Source organism: Latilactobacillus curvatus JCM 1096 = DSM 20019 (assembly GCF_004101845.1).
Lineage (GTDB): Bacteria > Bacillota > Bacilli > Lactobacillales > Lactobacillaceae > Latilactobacillus > Latilactobacillus curvatus.
In genome coordinates this window covers 1,492,096-1,511,264 of sequence record NZ_CP026116.1, presented here as the reverse complement: position 1 = coordinate 1,511,264, position 19,169 = coordinate 1,492,096, and the positions used below count along the sequence as shown (strand labels likewise).

The following is a 19,169-nucleotide window of genomic DNA, read 5'->3' as shown; positions in this document are numbered from 1 at the left end:
TAATCTGAAAACTGGGAAGAATCTTGTTTTTTTAGGGTAAGTACGTTAAACTAAAAGGTATATGTGAAACAATAATGTTCCACGAATTAAACGCCTACTTTAAAGCATAGTTAAGGAGAAATAATGACACCAGCGGGTTTTGCAGCAACGTTAAAAACATACAATATTCAAGTTTCACAAGCACAAATGGATCAGTTTGAATTGTATTTCAAACGGCTTGTACAAGTGAACCAACAAGTTAATTTGACAGCCATTACAGAACAAGAAGCAGTTTATCTCAAGCACTTCTTCGATTCTGTCACACCAACTTTGTATCTTGAAAAACTACGCACTGAACCCCTTACGATCTGCGATATTGGTGCGGGCGCGGGTTTTCCATCGTTACCAATCAAAATTTTATTCCCGCAATTGAAGATTACGATTGTTGATTCATTAAACAAGCGGATTCACTTCTTAGAAGAATTGGTCCGTGAATTAGGCTTGTCTGATGTGACGTTGGTCCATGATCGAGCAGAACTGTTCAGCAACCCGAAGAGTCCATATCGTGAACAGTTTGATATTGTGACTGCCCGGGCCGTTGCTTCATTAAATGTACTGGTAGAATTCTGTTTACCAACTGTTAAAGTTGGTGGGCAGTTTATCGCATTAAAAGCGAGTCAAGGTGAAACGGAATTGGCAGAAGCCAACTATGCAATCGAAACACTTGGTGGCCAATTTGCACAAGACATTGCTTTGACGCTACCAGAAACAGATGATCAACGACATCTAATCGTAATTGATAAGGTTGTACCGACACCTGCCAAGTATCCACGGCGGGCTGGTGTGCCAGTTAAAAAACCGTTAATGGCTAAGGAGGAAAAATAATGGCACTCTCATTTTTTAATAAGAAAAAAGACGATAAAAGTATTAATCAAGTGATCAAAGTGCCGGTTTCAGCAATTGTGCCTAACCGGTTCCAACCACGAAAAGTATTTAATGCGGACAATATCGCCGAATTAGCAAGCACAATCGAACAACACGGCTTATTGCAACCGATTATCTTACGTGAATATGAAGATCAAAAATATGAAATTATTGCGGGTGAACGCCGTTTTAGAGCGATTCAAACCCTCAAATGGGCTGAATTACCAGCGATTGTTCAAACTATGGATGATCACGAAACAGCTTCAATGGCCTTGATTGAAAACTTACAACGCGAAGAATTAACCGCCGTTGAAGAAGCACAAGCTTATAAGGACTTAATGAAGCTGAACGACTTTACACAAGCCAGCTTGGCAGAAAAGATGGGTAAGAGCCAATCTTTTGTTGCTAATAAGTTGCGGCTATTGAAACTCTCACAACCCGTTCAAGAAGCCATCATGAATCATGAAATTTCTGAACGACACGGTCGGAGCCTTTTACGGTTGGATGAATTCAAGCAACAAATGATTTTACACCAAATCTTGGCTGAACAATTAACGGTTAAGGATACGGAAGCGCTGGTTAACAAGACGTTGAATCCTGAACCAGAATCAACTGAAGAGACAGTTGATGCAACCGATGGCAGTTTAAAAGAAGCTACCACGAAGGCTAAAAAAGCGAACGATAAAGCAAAAAAAGCAATTGCCCATGATACACGCATTGCCGTCAACACCATCAAAAAGTCGGTTCAAATGGTTGAACAAAGCGGGATTGCCGTCAAAGCCACCGAAGAAGAACAAGATGATGTTTATCGGATTACGATCGAAATTCCAAAGCAATAAGGGAGGCTCATTATGGCACACGTTATTTCAATTGCAAATCAAAAAGGTGGCGTTGGTAAAACAACGACCACGATTAATCTAGGCGCTTGTTTGGCGGATGCTGGCAATCACGTGTTAATCATTGATTCAGATGCACAAGGGAATGCGACAAGCGGGATTGGGGTTCAAAAATCCCAAGTCGAAAAAGATATCTATGATGTGTTGGTCGATGAATTCCCACTAAAAGAAACAATTATTAAAACATCACATAAGAACTTAGACATTGTTCCAGCTACGATTCAACTTGCAGGGGCAGAGATCGAGCTAACATCACAGATGGCGCGTGAAATGCGCTTGAAGTTAGGGTTAGAACCAGTCTTAGCCGATTATGATTACGTTTTGATTGACTGTCCACCTTCATTAGGGCAACTTTCAATCAATGCCTTTACGGCAAGTAATTCAATCATGATTCCAGTTCAAAGTGAATATTATGCCTTAGAAGGATTGAGCCAATTGTTAAACACCGTTCGTTTGGTGCAAAAACATTTTAACCCAAACTTAGCGATTGAAGGCGTGTTGTTGACGATGTATGATGCGCGGACGAATTTAGGGGCTCAAGTGATTGAAGAAGTGCGTAAGTATTTTGGTGATCGGGTTTACGACACGATTGTGCCACGGAATACGCGCTTAGCAGAAGCACCTAGTCATGGCGTATCAATCATTGATTATGATCCAAAATCACGGGGCGCTGAAGTTTACCAAAATTTGGCAAAGGAAGTGTTAGCAGCTCATGGCAACTAGAAATGGAAAAGGATTGGGCCGCGGTTTGGATGCTGTATTTTCAGCGTTCGAAGGCCCTAATAAAAACCGGGCGGATGAATTAGTTGAAGAGATTGCACTTGATGATATTCGTCCAAATCCCTATCAACCGCGGAAGACATTTGATGAAGCGGCTTTGGCTGAATTAGCAGCGTCAATTAAGAAGTCGGGCGTTTTCCAACCAATCATTGTTCGCAAAAGTATTAATGGTTACGAATTAATTGCGGGTGAACGCCGATTCCGTGCGTCTAAGTTAGCTGGTAAAACAGCGATACCAGCCATCACGCGGCAGTTTGATGAATCCGCAATGATGGAAATTGCGGTCTTGGAAAACCTGCAACGTGAAGATTTAACGCCGTTAGAAGAAGCCCAAGCTTACGATACACTCTTGAAAAAGTTAAACCTGACTCAAGCTGAAGTATCAGAACGGTTGGGCAAGAGCCGCCCATACATTGCCAATTACTTGCGCTTATTGGGTTTACCCAATGACGTGAAGACGTTATTACAAAATGGTGACCTTTCAATGGGACAGGCGCGGACGTTATTATCATTGAAGAAAAAAAGTCAGATTAGTGCATTAGCGAAACGCACGATTGATGAAGGCTTAACGGTGCGACAACTAGAGCAGTTAATTAACCAGATGAACCAGATTAAAGCTGCGAAAGTGACGAAGACCAAGATTAAATCACCCTATATTCAAGCGAGTGAAAATCAATTGGTCGATAAATTTGACACCAAGGTCAATATTGCGATTAACAGCAAGGGTCGCGGAAAGATTGAGATTGATTACAGCACAGTCGATGATTTAAACCGGATTCTTGCATTGCTAGATGTGAATATCGATTAAAGTGAGGAGTCGAGCTAGATGTATACATTAGGCGATCTTGTTCAGATGAAAAAACAACATGCCTGTGGCACCAATCGCTTTGAAGTGGTGCGCTTGGGGATGGATATTCGAATTAAGTGCATGGGGTGCGGCCACGCCGTCTTATTACCGCGCCGTGAATTCGAAAAGAAACTTAAGAAGAATTTGGTGCCTGCAGCACAAGTCGTTGTTGCGGATGAACCCCACTATCAAGAGATGCAACAAGGTCCCAACCAAACTAATTTTTAAAGTAAAGGAAAGTGTAAAAAACTATGTCATTAACCGCAGGAATTGTAGGATTACCCAACGTCGGAAAATCAACGTTATTTAACGCCATCACGAAAGCAGGCGCCGAAATGGCGAACTACCCATTTGCCACAATCGACCCTAACGTCGGCATGGTTGAAGTCCCTGACAAGCGTTTAGACCGGATTCAAGAAATTATCCCGGCTAAAAAGATCGTGCCAACGACTTTTGAATTTACGGATATTGCTGGGATCGTTAAAGGGGCTAGCAAAGGTGAAGGGCTTGGGAACAAGTTCTTGGAGAATATTCGTCAAGTCGATGCGATTGTGCATGTTGTGCGCGCCTTTGACGACGATAATATTACCTCTGTTACCGGAACTGTTGACCCGTTAGACGACATCGATACAATTAACCTTGAATTGAGCTTAGCTGATTTAGAAAGTGTTACGAAGCGTTATGCGCGTGTTGAAAAGATTGCGCGGACGAAAGACAAAGACGCCTTAGCCGAATTCGAAGTGCTTAAAAAGATTAAGCCTGTTCTTGAAGAAGGCGGCTCAGTACGTTCAATCGAATTTAATGAAGATGAAGCGAAGTTAGTTAAAGGCTTCTTCTTATTAACATCAAAACCGGTTTTATATGTTGCAAATATTGCTGAAGATGCCATGGCTGATCCTGATAGTGTGGATTATGTTAAACAAATTCAAGCGTCCGCAGCTAAAGAAGGCGCCGAAGTAATTGCCATCTCAGCAAGAACTGAAGAAGAAATCGCCTCATTAGATGATGCCGATAAGGCTGAATTTTTGGAAGCCGAAGGGGTGACTGAATCAGGGTTGGATAAATTGATTCGTGCTTCATATCATCTACTAGGCTTAGCAACATTCTTTACCGCTGGTGGAAAAGAAACCCGGGCATGGACTTTCCGTCAAGGCATGAAGGCCCCACAAACCGCCGGTGTCATTCATTCCGACTTTGAACGCGGATTTATCCGGGCAGAAACAGTTTCTTTTGCTGATTTAGATCAATACGGTTCAATGCAAGCTGTTAAAGAAGCTGGCCGTTTACGTTTAGAAGGTAAAGAATACATGGTCGAAGATGGCGACATCATCGAATTTAGATTTAACGTTTAATGATAATTGAGGAGGAAGACAATTGGCTAAGAACGAACAACCAGCAGTAACCCCAGAACCAGTTGATATTGAAGGGTTAGAAGCAAAACTCAGTAAGAAAAATGCGGACTATTTATTTAAGTTCAAACGCGCATTAAATGCCGAACAAGTGCCAGCAGAACGCCAAACTGAAATCTTGGCAGAAATGTTACCAGAAATGGTAGCAGAACAACATAAGGGCAAGCCTGCAACACAAGTATATGGTCCAGTGACAACCAAGATTGATCAATTGTTGCACGCGCCAAAACGTCCTAAGCAAACATCACTTCAACTCCAAATGCTTGATAACGGCTTAATCTTTTTAATTATGTACCTAGCCTTTAACGGAATTGCGGCTTATTTCTCAACGAAGGGGTCAGCAACCAGCATTGGGATTACATCAATTGTCATTACGGCTGCGCTTGCGGGGATCATCATGACTTATCCAATGCGCTATACGCAAATGCCAAAAGAACAACGGCCACCATTTTGGAAGATGGCATTGGTTGTAATCGGCTTAACACTAGCCTTTGTTGCGGCATACGGTGTGACAATCTTGATTCCAAGTTTCTTGAATCCAGTCTTGCCACCACTTGTTCAAATCGTAATTGCAGCACTCTTAATCGGCGTGCGGATTTATATCAAACGCCGTTTTAAGATTACAGGTTCATTCTTCGGTTAATATTACCCGGGAAATAAATGGCAATTGAGGAGGATTTGAGATGATTAGCACTGAAGAACGGCAAATTGGGGCAGTCAGTACGTTGATTGTGGCCCCAAGTGGTCAAGAAAAAGCGGTATTACCAACTGTCTTTGTATATCATGGTTGGACGCACCGTAAAGAGTCAGAATTAATGGTCGCCCACTTTTTAGCCAAGGCTGGTTTTCGCGTGGTCTTACCAGATGCGAAGTATCATGGTAAACGACATGGTAGTCAGCTCTTTTCTGAGTTAATGTTTGAATTTTGGGACATTGTGATGCAGTCGGTCACAGAGTTTGGTGAACTGGTTGCAACACTGAGCGCTGAAGGCTTAGTTGATCCTGAACGGATTGGTGTTACAGGGACTTCGATGGGTGGCATTACAACCGATGCGATTCTCACCCGATATCCGAATGTCAAAATTGGCGTTGATAAGATTGGCGCACCAATGCCTGTCGCACTTGCTAAATGGCAGGTTAGTCAATTACCAACGGCCTTGCAAACCAAGTATCAAGATGCGATTGAAGATACCCTAGCACGGTTAGCGGCGTATGACTTATCAATGCACGTTGATCACTTGGCAGGACGTCCATTGCATTTCTATCATGGAACTGCTGATACGATGGTGCCATATCAATTCACGGCAGATTTTATGACCGAAATTCAGGCGCAACCAAGTTCAGCCACTGCATTAGTGACATTAACGACGGAAGAAAATGGGCAACATAAAGTATCAGACGATGCCCAACTCAAAACCGTTGAACTGATGCAACAGTACCTACTTTAAAAATGAGAAAAGCCGCCAGAACGTAAATTGTTCTGGCGGCTTTTTTGATGGGGACACAAAAAAACCAGCCTTGGGGAGACTGGTTTCTAGCAGATCCGAAGATCTAAAAAGGAGTAGGGGGTACACGTATTACTTTGGGGGAATAATACGTGCGTGGTAGATTGCGTCTACCTTAATTTTACTTTGGAGGAGTAAAATGAAAAAGTTAAGTAGTATGAAATAGAAAAGATTCGCTTTTCTATACTCAATACTATAATGGGAATTTGTGAAGATTTTGTGACCAGAGGTTTATAGATTTATGAAAAAAGCAATAAGGAAAGTTTAAGGGTCAAAGAGTATGCTAAAATGAAGGTAATTTATAAGAGATCGAGAGATGATTGATATGACAAAGGGGACCGTTTTATTTGATTTGGATGGAACGATAGCCGATTCGCAAGAAGGCATCGTGAACGCCTTGGAATATATGATTGAGGAGTTATCATTGCCGACGCAAACCAAAGCTGAACTGGTCACATTCATTGGGCCACCCCTCAATGAAACAATTATGCGTGAGTTTGGTTTAAATGCAGCTGCTACTCAAGAAGCTATTAAAGTCTTTCAAGCCTATTATGCGCCTAAAGGGTTGTATGAAAATCAACTTTATCCTGGCATGCGAGAAACCCTAGCGGCATTGCAAGCACAGGATTTACAACTGGCAATTGCGACTTCGAAACCAGAACCATTCGCTAAGAAGGTCATTGATCATTTAGAGTTAAGTGATTACTTTAGCGGTGTTTTTGGAGCAAGTGTTGATGAGACAACGCGGGTCAAAAAAGCGGATGTCATTACTTACGCATTATCAGAACTTGGTCTATCACCACAAACCGCACCATTACTGATGGTGGGTGATCGCCAAAATGATATCTTGGGCGCTAAGCAAAACGCGATGAATGCAGTTGGTGTTAGTTATGGGTTTGGCACAATCGCGGAACTCAAAAAGGCAGGTGCTGTCCAAATTGTCCAACAACCCACCGAGTTAATCACATCATTACCGGCTAATCTTAAATTTTAGGCATGCTGTTGCGCGTTAGCGACCATTAAGGTATAAATCCGCGCGACATCTTTCGCATTGCCACGGAGCTCATAATCGGCGATAAACGGTGCATCGAATTGTACCGCATACCGTTTAGCAGTTAAGCAATATTGTTCGTTGAAGTTGCGGTTCCCGCTACCGATTACTCCATAACAAAGGCGTGCGTTCTGCGCATAATCGATGTATTCGCCTAAGCTATTGGTCATTAATTCTTTAACGCCATTATCAATGCCGTTGCCACCATCTAAGTAAGTTGGAACGAACGCGTAAAACGGTTCGGTCTCCGCTTTAAAGGGGGTCGCATCCGAAATTTCTGTGAGGGTAATGGTTGGTAACGCTGGGTTATTAGCATGTTGTTGCGCCGCATAATCCTGTAAATCCGTTACAAATGAACGTGTATTACCAGCAATTGAAATATAGAGAATCGTTAAATTTTTTAACATTGAATGGCCTCCTGTGACTGATAAGTTCACTTTAGCATTTAATGATTAAGAATCCTAGTCTTGAAGTTTAATAGGGTTCGTGAATAGAAAGGGTGTTTAATCAATGGAACCAATTAGTCGTTTGAATCAAAATCAACCAAGCGTGCGACCACATCGAGGTTTAAGTCGCTTTTTGACGTTCTTAATCTTTCTTTGCGTTTTCCTTGGCATTGGTGGCATGATTCTCAGCCGGACAGTTTTGAGAGAATCATTTACGCAAGAACAGCTCAGTGAACCGAAGACGTTAGCTGCGATGACTGATAAAATTAACGTTGTTTTATTAGATGCGGCACAAAAAAATGGGCTACCAACTGAAGTACAAGTCAAATTACTGACCCAATCTGATGTGCGGGCCGATTTAAAGAAAACTGTTCATAATATTTATATAGGACAAGAAAAGCCGTTACCCACAGCACAAATGATGGGACAACTTGCAGCCCATTTAGAAGCAGTTGTGCCTGAAAATGCGTTGACGGAATCTTTAATTAAAACGGCAGTGGTTGCGGTTCAACCACCACTACAAGAATACCTCACGAACCAAATTGAAGCACCTTACTTAGCACCACTAGCGACTAAGATGTTGTTTGTTAGAAATGTGATCAATATCTTAACCTGGGTTGCAATTATTATGGGAATTGTTCTTGTACTAGTTCAATGGGGACTAAGTGGTCAATTCCGGTATGTATTAGGGAGTGTTGGTGCAAGTTTTGCTTGGAGTGGCTTATTCTTGGCACTAGGGGCGGCTGCGTTTAAATATAGTGGCATTGTTGAACAAATTGCTCAAAAAGCGGGCGATTTTAATCAAACAATTACCGACTATGGGTTGGCTGTTCTGGATTATGGTTTGAAGACAAGCACGATTGTTTTAATTGGCGGGGCGATTGTCTGGTTGGTTGCAACGCTTCTCCAAAGAGTACGACATTAAAAAAGATGACCTTTGCGGGTCATCTTTTTTAATAGGGCGTAATCACAATTTCATGGTTCAAGTAGTTAGCCATGTAGATTTGTTGAAGACTGTAGCCTTGCTGTTCAATATCGGCGAGGAGCCATTCTTCAGTTTGATCGATTAATTCAAGTGCTTCTGAATTAATCTGGCCGTCCATAATCAGCGGATATTTAATCGTGGCGTCGCCTTTTTGCGTAATGGTTAATTGTCCGTTTTGTTCCAAGATTGCGCGACTGACCGTGCGAATATCGCTAATCCCGGCAATTCGGAGTTTAAACGACAGATCCTGTGCGGATAAACTATTCTTAGAGGCCGTTTGAACATCAATGTGGCCGTTGGTGATAATTGTTTGGGGATTACCAATTACCCAGCGTTTAATCCAGCGATTGTGAGTGGTTAGAAACTTCATTGTGAAGACGATTAAGGTCCAGATGAGTAAAACGAGTAAGAATTGTAAGAGCGAGATATCGGCATTATAAATCATACCGCCAACAATCCCCCCAAGAACGTAATTTTGGAGTTGATCAATCCCACTGCTAGGGGCTAAATTCCCCTTGCCAGAGAGGTTGATTTGTAACACTAAACAGAAGAAACCGAAAATTAATTTAATGGTAATATCGAAATAAGATGGCATAGTAAACTCCTTAATCTTGATAGGTGATGTCTTGGCTAATCAACTGAGCTTTTTGGAGTTGATAACTAGTAAAATTGTTATCAAATATGACTTGGTAGTTTTGATGACCGACGCGCACTACCATGTTTTGCTGAAGCGAAGTCGTGTTGACTGCGACGGTTTTAAGGCTAGCTTTCTGCGCAGTCGCCACACTTCTAATGAATTGCGCCATCTGGGCTTGTTGCGAGTGGGCGGTGTTAAGCTGTTGAATCCGTGTATATTGAATGCCGGCGAGTAAAATCCCAACTAAGCCGAAGATGATTAGTAAGTCACGGTACTTCGAATCTGAACGGTGGCGGAGATATTGAACGAAGAAGATGATGATTAAACTGGCGATGATCACTGACAGACTTAGTTTGAGATAGAATTCGAAATCATTCTGATTGCTAAAGTATGAATACCGATAAAAAAGCATAATGACCTCCTTAAATAAACGGTTAAGCCTATTGTAGCACACCGGCTGAGCAGATAGATTGTGTCAAATTTAAAACGGCGGTAGACTGAAAGCATGAAAGGGATGATTGATATGGCATTAAAAATAACACCTGCAGCAGTTGCGAAAATCAAGGATAAGATGACACCGGGTCAAAAAATTTTATTGGACTTAGATGACGGTGTTGGTCCATTTTCAAACGTTGGTTATTGCTCGTTGGATACGAACTTTAGATTGCTATTAGTACCAGCGGATGCTGACATTAAAGATTATCCAGATGAATTTGAATCAAATCTAGGGGCTGTTTACTACAAAGATTATGCAGCTGGCTACTTTGATGAACATGAAGTATTAGACGTTAACGAAAAGAATCAAATGTTAACCTTGAGTAATAACAGTGGCTTAATTGATGGGCACATCTCCATTGTCGTATTTGAGAATGAATCAATGACTCATTAATAACTGTGGCGTCGGGCAGAAAGTGGTCCGGCGTTTTTTGTTGTTCATTTGTACTTTATCCACATTGGTGGGATAATGACAAAAACAGTTTTATTGAGGAGCCTGACATGAAAACAGCAATTGTGACTGATAGTGCGGCGTATTTAGATTCACAAGTTGCCGCCGACCATAATATTACTGTGGTCCCAATCACCGTTATTTTTGGACAACAAACTTATTTGGAAAATATCGATATCACGAGTGAAGCATTTTACGATAAAATGCGCACTACTGAAAAATTACCAACGACTTCGCAAATTACAATGGGTCAGATGCAACAGGTTTTTGATCAATTGATAAAAGCGGGCTACGATGAAGTGATTTGTATCCATCTTTCAAGTGGTATTACGAGCTTTGTCAATAACCTAACCGCCTACGCACAGTCGGTTGAAGGCATCGAAGTGTATCCTTTTGATTCCAAGATTACGAGTGCCGGTGAAGGGTTCTTGGCCTTGGAAGCGGCGCGGTTAGTTGCCCAAGGTGAACATGCCGCAACTATCATGCCGAAATTGGTAGCTTTACGAGCAACGATGGGCGTTTATTTCGTTGTGGATGATTTAAGCCACCTCTTGCGAACGGGCCGGATTTCGAATAGTGCGGCCTTTGTCGGGAATCTTTTGCGGATTAAACCGATTTTAAGTTTTAACGATGCCGGCCAAATTGTTGCCTTAACGAAGGAACGGACCAAGAAACGGGCCTTTCAAAAAGTATTAGCGGATTTCAAAGCAGCAGTCGAATCTGTTGACTATCCCGTACGCGTTAGCGTGATTGACGGTAATAATCCAGAAGAAAGTGTGCAGTGGGTCGCAACGTTGACGGAAACATTCCCAGGGATGCCGATTGAAACGAGTCACATTGGTCCTGTGGTCGGCGTGCACACCGGCGAAAAAGTAATGGGGCTCATCTGGAGTCGTGATTATTTAGCATAACGAAATTAAAAAACAGCCTTGCGCATTTGCGCAAGGCTGTTTTTGTTTAAATGTGTGCTATTAGCCATCTCCTTGTGGTTAATCCTCAGGAGATGGCTGATAGCACACTCTTTTTTTAATTGGTTTCAATAATTGTATTGTTGGCTGTATTATTTTGTGGTTCGCTGGAGACTTCAAACCAGTCGATGTAACCGCGATTGAATTCGACCACTTTTAATGTGAATTGATTGATATGAATGACCGCACTTTGTTGTAAGTCGGTGAAGTTTTCTAAGACATAACCGGCCAGGGTCACGCTATCTGAGGCTTCGAAGGCATCAATTTTAGTCTTGAAGAAACGTTCGAAATCATAGAGCGTCGTTTTCCCACTGACACGGTAACGGTTATCGTCTTCTTTGATGATGTATTCATCTGAAACATCGTCAATTTCGTCCTTGACGGTCCCGAATAGTTCTTCATAGATATCTTTATCAGTGACAATCCCACTCGTCCCACCGTACTCGTCAACGACGACCACAATTGGGGTTTGCTTATTGATCATTTGATTCAACAAACTGTGAATAGGGGTTGCTTCTGGAACGGAGATAATCGAACGCAGTAATTTGCTGACGCGGATTGAATCGTCGACTTGTGCCTGACGGACTAAATCATATGCGTAGACGTAACCAAGAATCTTGTCTTTATCATTTTCAGCAACCACTGGGAAGCGGCTAAAGCCTTGTTGTAAGTAGTCTTTTAAGACGTCTTTAACGGTATCGGTGATATCGACGACGTAGAGACTTGTGCGATCAACCATCACATCTTTGGCAATCCGGTCATTAAAGTCAAAGGCCCGTTGCATGTAAACTAAATCGTTGCGATCTAATTCACCACCAGTGACGGCATTTTTAGAGAGGCTAATGATTTCCGCTTGGGAAAGCACATCACTACCTTCTTCAGCAGGTGAAAAGCCGATTAATTTCACAACACCCGTTGCGGAAATGTTGAGTAACCAAACAAATGGATAGAAGATAATATGACAGTAATGGAGGGGCTTAGCAACAGCCATCAACATCTGCATTGGAATATCAATACTAATATTCTTCGGCACGATTTCCGTGAAAACCACTTCTAAATAGGTTAAGACTAACACGCCGGCAACTGCGCCGATGATGTGTAAGCCACCATTTGAAATCAGGTGAGTGAGACCGAGCAGATCGACTAGAATGGTTTCGACGGTTGATTCACCAATCCACCCTAAAATAATCCCGGCAACACTGACCCCCACTTGGGTGGTTGAGAGATATTCGTTTAAGTTTTGCGTCATTTTAAGCGCAAGATTCAATTTTTTAGGATTACCATTTCCTGAATGGATGGCATCTTCTAAGGCACTTGGCCGTGTTTGGACGAGCGCAAATTCAGCGGCCACGAAGAAGGCGGCTAAAAAGAAGGTGACCAACATAACAAATAGATTAGTGAATAACTCACCACTTGACAAAATAATTCCCCATTTCTTAACTAACTAGTTCTATTTTACCATTCTCAAGCTTAAAACGGTAAATAACGTCGGGCTTTAGTCCGATTTTATCGGATTCAATAATAATGAAAATACCATAATTTAGGGAAGAGGTAAACTAAATTGTTAAATATCTAAACTAAAATACGCTTTGTCACATTTTGACGTTGATCTGTATCGAAAAAAGCCACTGTGTTAGTGGCTTTTAAACAGTTTTAGAATGTTGCAGTATCAGGATCTTGCGCGTGTCCAACGACGCCGTCAAGTGCATCAATTGCAGCCATGTCTTCATCGGCTAATTCGAAGTCGAAAACTTGGGCATTTTGTTGGATGTATTCAGCATGCACAGACTTAGGTAATGGTAAGAAGCCGTGTTGTAATGACCACCGTAGTGCAATTTGTGGAATTGAGCGTTGGTATTTGTCCGCTAATTCTTGCATTTCTGGCACACTGAAAATCTTCCCAGTCCCAAGTGGGCTATAAGCTTCTAATAACATGCCATGTTCACGTGAGTATTGGGCAGTTTCAGGTTCTAATTCGCCAGGGGCTAAGAAGAGTTGGTTGACCATTGGTTGTACCGTTGCAGTCTTTTTGAGCGCTTCTAAATGGCGAACACGGAAGTTGCTGACCCCGATGGCCCGGACTTTACCAGCTTTGTAGAGCATCTCCATTGCACGCCATGTTTCGGCGTTGGCTGTTTCCCAATCATCACGGTAGGCAATTGGGTTGGGCCAGTGGATTAAGAGCAAATCAACGTAGTCGGTTTGTAATTTCTTGAGTGATTCTTCAAAAGAGCTGATTGTTAAATCATAAGTGTGATTACTATTCCAGATTTTGGTGGTTAGGAATAAATCGGAACGATCAACGCCACTAGCTTGGATGGCCTCACCAACACTCCCTTCATTACCGTAAGCTTGGGCGGTATCAATGTGGCGATAACCTGCCTTGAGCGCCTCTTCAACAGCAGCTACGGCTGTTTGACCGTCTGGTGTTTGCCAAGTCCCGAAGCCAATTTTAGGAATTTGCACGCCGTTTGTGAGCGTGTATGAACTCGTTAAGTTAGACATATTAAAACACTCCTTTATCAGTTTAAAATCTCTACTTACAGTTTACTTGTTTTCGATAGAGATAGACAGAAAACCGACTTATTCCCCGGGAAATAAAATCGATTTGTCATAAGCTGAGCAATTTGGCCTGAAGTGCGGGATCAACAGCATAGAGGTAAAGGCCGTTTCTAGCGCGGCTCATTAGAACGTAGAGGCTATTAAGAATAATTTGCTGTTTCGCGGCTTCAGGATCAGCCAGCTGTGCTGCGCCGGCAAATGCGGCTTGGTCCTCGTAATATTCAGGATGAATAACTAGCCGCTCACTTTGTGGATCATACGTGACGGATGGCCCGATGATGACGCCGGCATAGTTGAGATCAAAGCCTTGAATGGTGTACACGGATCCGACTTCATCTATACTATCTTCACGTTCTGCCCAATAGGTTTTAGCGGTTGGCTGATACCGATCCCAGCGTAATTTGAATGTCGATGTCTCAACGAAGTGATCGTGACCATCATTGAGTGTTGCTGGAAAATCGTAAGTAGCTAGCATGCGTGCAAGCCCACTCGTTTGGTTTTTAAAGCGAATCGTTTGATAGAGCTCATTGGCATCGGTGAATACTTTGAATTCAAAGTGTGGATCATGTGGCAGGGCAGCGACTTGTTGTTGATGAAAGGTTTGCACCCAATTTTCAACACTTGGATGGGCTTGCATCCGAAATTGATGGGTTAGTTGCGCGGTCTGATGGGGAGCAGCTTCAATTCGTTGGCGGAGTTGTTGCTGTTGCCAGAAGCTCTTCACTTTAAGCACTTGCTGTTCATCAAAAATCAGAATGGTGATCCGACTGTGTCGGCGAATTTCATCGAGTTGATTTGTTTGATTGAAGTGGTTATAGGGGTCGGATTTGGTTAACAGTAGGTGTGCCTCATCAACGAGGACGATATCGGCAAGTTGGTGGTTTTTAGCCGCTTGATTGATGAATGTCGTTGGGCGTTGAAAATCTTTTTTCAATAAAACGGGTGCCGTTGTTGTGCCACTTTTGTAGAGTTTTAGCATTTCTGGATGATTGACCAATAGAACGTTTTGACTGCCATAGAGTGGCGAGGTGGGTGTTTGGCGCGCAAGTGTCTGCAGTACCTTGAAGACACTGCTGAGAATCACGCTCTTACCAGTCCCGGCCGCACCTTGAATCAAGAAGGTGGCGTGTTCGGCGTGCGCGTTTGCCAAACAAAATTGAATGACTTGTTCTTGTAGTGCTTGTTGTTCCGTTGTTAGTTGGTTGGCGGGACGATTGAATTTATAAAGCGCGCTATTTTGACGCTGTGCATTTTGCAAAGTGAGGACTCCTGTTCATTCATTTCAATAAAAAAAGCCCCAGTAGATGTAGAAATAACATCGCCTGGGGCAGTCGTGCTAATCGACAAAAATTAGTTGGAATTCATGTTGCACTAAATCGAGATTGACGGAGACGTGGCGGTTGAGATCGGCCACAATTTTACGCGCTAATGTTACCCGTTCTTCGAAGCTTGTGGCAAGTGCCGCGAATTCAGTTTGTTTAAAGTTGTAGTTTTCAGTGATAAAAATCGCGTCTGTGACATATAACAGGTTATTTTCATCGTGACGAGAACCGCTCTTTAAAACGGCATCGATATAATGGTAAAGCTGAGTAGGGGCAAAGTTCAATGGTTGGTCTAAAACGGTTGTAATCTGAAAATCAGGTAAATCGTCAACCATTTGTGTGTTTAGTGTGACTTGGGTTAATGCTTGATACAGTTTCATAGTGACACCTTCCTAATGTTGAGATTTAAGGTCGTGCTTGTGGAGCTTCTAAGTGGCGTTGAATAAAGCCTAACGTCACATCAGCGATAATGGCCATCAGGGCGGTTGGCAGGGCACCAGCTAAGATTAAGGCGCCGCCATTAGTGGCGTTGGTCCCGCGAATAATGATGTCGCCTAAACCGCCGGCACCAACAAACGCGCCAATCGCTGTAATCCCGATGGCAACCACTAAGGCATTGCGAATCCCCGCCATAATGACGGCCAATGATAAGGGAAGTTCAACCATCCGTAACAGTTGCCAATTTGTCATGCCCATCCCGATTCCGGAATCGATAATATTATCGGAAACATTCTCCATACCGGTGTAAGTATTTTTGATAATCGGGAGCAAGGAGTATAAAAAGACAGTCGCAATGACGGTTCGTGTGCCAAGCCCCAAGCCAAGCATAATGATTGAGAGCATTGCGAGTGAAGGCACTGTTTGGATGACATTCGCTACCCCAATTATAACATTACTGAGCTTTTTCCGGTGCGCAATAAAAATCCCCAAGGGAATGCCAATCAACGCGGCAAGTAAAACGCCATAAATCGAAATCAAAAAATGCTGACTAAACTGCCGTAAAACATAACTGCCATTATGCTGGAAATAATAGACAAGTTGTTGCCAAGTATTTAAATTAGTCATTTAGCGGCTCCTTTCCGGAAATAATTATGTTCCTGAAGAAATTGTTTTGCGACTACTGCGGGTTCTAGTAGATCATTATCAACTTTAAAGTTGAGGGTTTGCATGGTGTCGAGGTCGATTTTGCCATCTAGACGGTGTAAAAGGGGCGCTAGTGCTGGCTGTTCTTTGAGAATCTGATCAGTGGCGACCACGCTCGCATCGTATGGTGGGAAGAAGCGGCGATCGTCTTTTAAGACTTTTAAGTCATAACTTTTAATCCGTCCATCGGTTGAGTAACCTAAAACGACGTCCATTTTACCAGCCGCCAGTGCGCTGTAAACCAGTCCGATTTGCATGGGCGCAACTTTCTTGAAATCATAGCCATACGTTTCTTTAAATGCGGGATAGCCATCGCCTTCGTGATTTACCCAGACGGAATCGACACCAGCTGTTAGTTGATCCGCCACTTTTCCGAGATCACTGACGGTTTCTAAATGATATTTCTTGGCGGTTTCCTGGGTGACCATAAAGGCATAGGTGTCCGCAAACCCGTAGGAAGGGAACCATGTTTGGTTGTAACGATCTTTGAAAGCTTTTTTAACGATTTTTTGGGCTTTTTCAGGATCTTTAGTAGGTTTCATTTTTAAAGTACCAGTAAGTTCAGTTCCAGCGTAGCGACTAGCAGCTATGTCGGCGTCACCACGAATTAGTGATTCATGCGTTACCGTTGAAGAACCCAGATTATTAATTAAAGTGACCTTATTTTGTGTTTCGTGGGTAATCAACTCGCTCAGAATATTGGCGAGAATTTGTGACTCAGTGGTGCTTGAAGAGCTAATGCGAATTGTTTGTGATTGACGGTTTCCGATGCCAAGTGACTGACAGCCACTTAACAGGAGGAGACTGCCAACTAATAATCCGCAACTCGTAATGAATCGGCGTATTTTATGCATAGGAGCCTCCTTATCTGATTGCAGCGGGGGTCAGTTGTTTTTCCAACCGGCCCAAGCCAAAATCGACTAGCAATGCTAACAATGTGACGGGAATTGTCCCGCCGATGATTAAATCCGGTTTGAAAAGATTCAACCCGTTGAAAATCAAGTCGCCAAGACCACCAGCGCCAATATATGAAGCAAGGGTTGCCCAAGCAATCACGTAAACCGCAGATAGGCGAATTCCTGCCATAATCACGGGGGTCGCCATTGGGATTTCCACTTGCATAATTGATTGTACCGGCGTCATGCCCATTCCTTTAGCACTATCTTTTAGAATCGGATCGACATCGTTCATGCCGATGTAGGTGTTCCGCAAAATAGGGAGTAGTGAGTAGATAAATAAGGCGATGATTGCTGGTACTTTGCCAATCCCAAAGAGCGGAATCATTAAAGCCAATAGTGCCAATGAGGGGACGGTCTGGAGCATGCTGGCAATGGCAATCACTACTTTGGCAGTTTTAGGAAATCGGGTGAGGGCAATTCCAAGGGGCACCGCAACTATTATGCCCAGAACTAAGGCGATTGCGGAAATGTAGAGTTGTTCCCAAGTTTTAATCAGTAAATCAGAGCCATGTTCTGTTAAAAAAGTGAGCATCATCGATTCCTCCCTTTCTATTGTTGGTCGGATTCTGCTTCAGATTCGTCAGTATCACCCCAGACAGCATCATAAACGACATCGACTAGGGCTGTCCGGGTGACAATCCCAACAAGTTGATGATCATCGTTGATAACGGGAACGTATTTCCAGCCCCGTTTAAGAATCCGTTCAATGGTATCCCGGACCAAATCATTTTCGTTCACGTAACTAATCTTGGTAGACATAATGTCACCAACACTAGTTGCGTCTTTGTAATGATGGTCGATATTTTCAATATCGACGAGTCCCTTTAAATGTTGGTTTTCGTCGACAACCAGTAAGGTATCAACGCGGCGTTGGCGCATTAAGCGAATCGCATCAACTAATGATTTACCTGGTGTGATAGCGACTGGACTTTTAAGCATGATTTGGCCAACAGTTTCGACATTTGGTTTGGCTTCGATCAAACGATCGTGACCGATTAAGTCTTCGACGAATTGGTTGGCAGGATTTCGCAAGATTTCATTGGGCGTTCCCATTTGGATGATTTGGCCGTTATCCATGATGGCAATGCGTGACGCTAATTTGAGTGCTTCATCCATGTCATGGGTGACAAAGACGATTGTTTTACCGAGTTCTGATTGAAGTTGTTTTACTAAGTCTTGAAGTGCCTCACGCGTAATTGGATCGAGAGCACCAAATGGTTCGTCCATCAAAATAATATCTTGTCCAGCTGCAAGTGCGCGAATCACCCCAATTCGCTGTTGTTGTCCACCTGATAATTGGCTTGGGTAACGGTCTAAAAAGTCCGCAGGCATTTCCACTAATTTTAGTAATTCGAGCGCCTTTGCATGGCGTTTTTCTGGGGACCATTTTAAGAGTTTAGGGACAATTGTGATGTTATCTTGAATAGTCATGTGTGGCATTAAGCCAATATTTTGAATGACGTAACCAATTTTTCGCCGCAATTTAACGGGGTCTACATTAGCGAGATTTTCACCATCTAAGGTAATCGTTCCTTTGGTTGGGTTAATCATGCGATTAATCATCCGCATGGTTGTTGTTTTCCCAGAACCAGACGTCCCAATCAAACAAATGAATTCGCCTTTGTCGACAGTAAAACTGATGTCATCAACGGCTTTGTTACCACCGCGATAGAGCTTTGAAACGTGATCAAACGTTAGATAATGTGTCATAAGGAACCTCCTATTGTGATGATTGGAAATTTATTGCTATATAATAACTATGTTAGATACGTAACATGCAACTGTCAATGAATACGCTTTACTGATAGGT

General features: G+C 42.8%; 23 protein-coding genes. 12 read left to right on the top strand and 11 right to left on the bottom strand.

Annotation, left to right across the window (positions count from 1 at the left end; genetic code table 11):
* Positions 1-123 precede the first annotated feature (123 nt).
* The 9 genes from rsmG (at position 124) to LCU_RS07870 (ending at position 7,334) form a co-directional block, all read left to right on the top strand.
* On the top strand, positions 124-864 hold the full coding sequence (gene rsmG, locus LCU_RS07910; RefSeq protein ID WP_004265798.1) for a 16S rRNA (guanine(527)-N(7))-methyltransferase RsmG: 741 nt from the start codon (positions 124-126) through the stop codon (positions 862-864).
* Positions 864-1,742: a nucleoid occlusion protein gene (noc, locus tag LCU_RS07905; protein ID WP_056966043.1), complete on the top strand. Its 879-nt coding sequence runs from the start codon at positions 864-866 to the stop codon at positions 1,740-1,742. The genes rsmG and noc overlap by 1 nt, the downstream gene beginning before the upstream one ends.
* Before the next feature lie 12 nt (positions 1,743-1,754).
* On the top strand, positions 1,755-2,522 hold the full coding sequence (locus LCU_RS07900; protein ID WP_004265824.1) for a ParA family protein: 768 nt from the start codon (positions 1,755-1,757) through the stop codon (positions 2,520-2,522).
* A complete protein-coding gene (locus tag LCU_RS07895; RefSeq protein ID WP_004265828.1) occupies positions 2,512-3,387 on the top strand; it encodes a ParB/RepB/Spo0J family partition protein in 876 nt (291 codons plus the stop codon). The genes LCU_RS07900 and LCU_RS07895 overlap by 11 nt, the downstream gene beginning before the upstream one ends.
* 18 nt (positions 3,388-3,405) lie before the next feature.
* Positions 3,406-3,654 (top strand): DUF951 domain-containing protein, encoded by a 249-nt coding sequence (locus LCU_RS07890; RefSeq protein WP_004265842.1) that lies wholly within the window; start codon positions 3,406-3,408, stop codon positions 3,652-3,654.
* Positions 3,655-3,677: 23 nt separating this feature from the next.
* On the top strand, positions 3,678-4,778 hold the full coding sequence (ychF, locus tag LCU_RS07885) for a redox-regulated ATPase YchF (protein WP_039098430.1): 1,101 nt from the start codon (positions 3,678-3,680) through the stop codon (positions 4,776-4,778).
* Between the two features lie 22 nt (positions 4,779-4,800).
* Positions 4,801-5,478, top strand: a complete 678-nt coding sequence (locus LCU_RS07880; RefSeq protein WP_039098429.1) for a DUF1129 domain-containing protein — start codon at positions 4,801-4,803, stop codon at positions 5,476-5,478.
* 40 nt (positions 5,479-5,518) lie between these two features.
* The gene (locus LCU_RS07875; RefSeq protein WP_004265843.1) at positions 5,519-6,283 is read left to right on the top strand and encodes a prolyl oligopeptidase family serine peptidase; all 765 of its coding nucleotides are present in this window, start codon (positions 5,519-5,521) and stop codon (positions 6,281-6,283) included.
* A 373-nt stretch (positions 6,284-6,656) separates the two neighbouring features.
* Entirely contained in the window at positions 6,657-7,334 is a 678-nt protein-coding gene (locus LCU_RS07870; protein ID WP_056966452.1) for an HAD hydrolase-like protein, read from the top strand.
* Here the strand turns inward: LCU_RS07870 and nrdI are convergent.
* Positions 7,331-7,798: a class Ib ribonucleoside-diphosphate reductase assembly flavoprotein NrdI gene (gene nrdI, locus LCU_RS07865; protein WP_004265795.1), complete on the bottom strand. Its 468-nt coding sequence runs from the start codon at positions 7,796-7,798 to the stop codon at positions 7,331-7,333. The two genes, LCU_RS07870 and nrdI, sit on opposite strands and share 4 nt — an antisense overlap.
* A gap of 103 nt (positions 7,799-7,901) precedes the next feature.
* On the opposite strand from nrdI, the gene LCU_RS07860 reads away from it, so the two are divergent.
* The gene (locus tag LCU_RS07860) at positions 7,902-8,762 is read left to right on the top strand and encodes a hypothetical protein (RefSeq protein ID WP_056966453.1); all 861 of its coding nucleotides are present in this window, start codon (positions 7,902-7,904) and stop codon (positions 8,760-8,762) included.
* 28 nt (positions 8,763-8,790) lie between these two features.
* On the opposite strand, the gene LCU_RS07855 is transcribed toward LCU_RS07860, so the two are convergent.
* The gene (locus tag LCU_RS07855; protein ID WP_056966455.1) at positions 8,791-9,417 is read right to left on the bottom strand and encodes a DUF421 domain-containing protein; all 627 of its coding nucleotides are present in this window, start codon (positions 9,415-9,417) and stop codon (positions 8,791-8,793) included.
* Between the two features lie 10 nt (positions 9,418-9,427).
* Positions 9,428-9,871: a DUF3290 domain-containing protein gene (locus tag LCU_RS07850; RefSeq protein ID WP_004265832.1), complete on the bottom strand. Its 444-nt coding sequence runs from the start codon at positions 9,869-9,871 to the stop codon at positions 9,428-9,430.
* 111 nt (positions 9,872-9,982) lie between these two features.
* On the opposite strand from LCU_RS07850, the gene LCU_RS07845 reads away from it, so the two are divergent.
* Both LCU_RS07845 and LCU_RS07840 read left to right on the top strand, forming a co-directional pair.
* Positions 9,983-10,348 (top strand): iron-sulfur cluster biosynthesis family protein, encoded by a 366-nt coding sequence (locus LCU_RS07845; RefSeq protein WP_035186166.1) that lies wholly within the window; start codon positions 9,983-9,985, stop codon positions 10,346-10,348.
* 107 nt (positions 10,349-10,455) lie between these two features.
* Positions 10,456-11,316 carry a DegV family protein gene (locus LCU_RS07840; protein ID WP_054644322.1) on the top strand — a complete coding sequence of 287 codons (861 nt, stop codon included), beginning with the start codon at positions 10,456-10,458 and terminating at the stop codon, positions 11,314-11,316.
* A gap of 115 nt (positions 11,317-11,431) precedes the next feature.
* On the opposite strand, the gene LCU_RS07835 is transcribed toward LCU_RS07840, so the two are convergent.
* From LCU_RS07835 to LCU_RS07800, 8 genes are all read right to left on the bottom strand, one after another.
* Complete coding sequence (locus tag LCU_RS07835) at positions 11,432-12,793, bottom strand: hemolysin family protein (protein ID WP_056966458.1); 1,362 nt, start codon at positions 12,791-12,793, stop codon at positions 11,432-11,434.
* Positions 12,794-13,026: 233 nt separating this feature from the next.
* The gene (locus tag LCU_RS07830; protein WP_004265823.1) at positions 13,027-13,878 is read right to left on the bottom strand and encodes an aldo/keto reductase; all 852 of its coding nucleotides are present in this window, start codon (positions 13,876-13,878) and stop codon (positions 13,027-13,029) included.
* Positions 13,879-13,984: 106 nt separating this feature from the next.
* Positions 13,985-15,193: a DUF2075 domain-containing protein gene (locus tag LCU_RS07825; RefSeq protein WP_056966462.1), complete on the bottom strand. Its 1,209-nt coding sequence runs from the start codon at positions 15,191-15,193 to the stop codon at positions 13,985-13,987.
* Between the two features lie 78 nt (positions 15,194-15,271).
* Complete coding sequence (locus tag LCU_RS07820) at positions 15,272-15,637, bottom strand: hypothetical protein (RefSeq protein WP_039098420.1); 366 nt, start codon at positions 15,635-15,637, stop codon at positions 15,272-15,274.
* 25 nt (positions 15,638-15,662) lie between these two features.
* Positions 15,663-16,322, bottom strand: coding sequence for an ABC transporter permease (locus LCU_RS07815; protein ID WP_056966463.1), 660 nt, complete (start codon positions 16,320-16,322; stop codon positions 15,663-15,665).
* Complete coding sequence (locus tag LCU_RS07810) at positions 16,319-17,254, bottom strand: osmoprotectant ABC transporter substrate-binding protein (RefSeq protein ID WP_004265833.1); 936 nt, start codon at positions 17,252-17,254, stop codon at positions 16,319-16,321. Before LCU_RS07810 ends, LCU_RS07815 begins: the two co-directional genes overlap by 4 nt.
* 10 nt (positions 17,255-17,264) lie before the next feature.
* Entirely contained in the window at positions 17,265-17,891 is a 627-nt protein-coding gene (locus tag LCU_RS07805) for an ABC transporter permease (RefSeq protein WP_004265829.1), read from the bottom strand.
* A 17-nt stretch (positions 17,892-17,908) separates the two neighbouring features.
* Positions 17,909-19,069, bottom strand: a complete 1,161-nt coding sequence (locus LCU_RS07800; protein ID WP_056966465.1) for a betaine/proline/choline family ABC transporter ATP-binding protein — start codon at positions 19,067-19,069, stop codon at positions 17,909-17,911.
* Positions 19,070-19,169 lie beyond the last annotated feature (100 nt).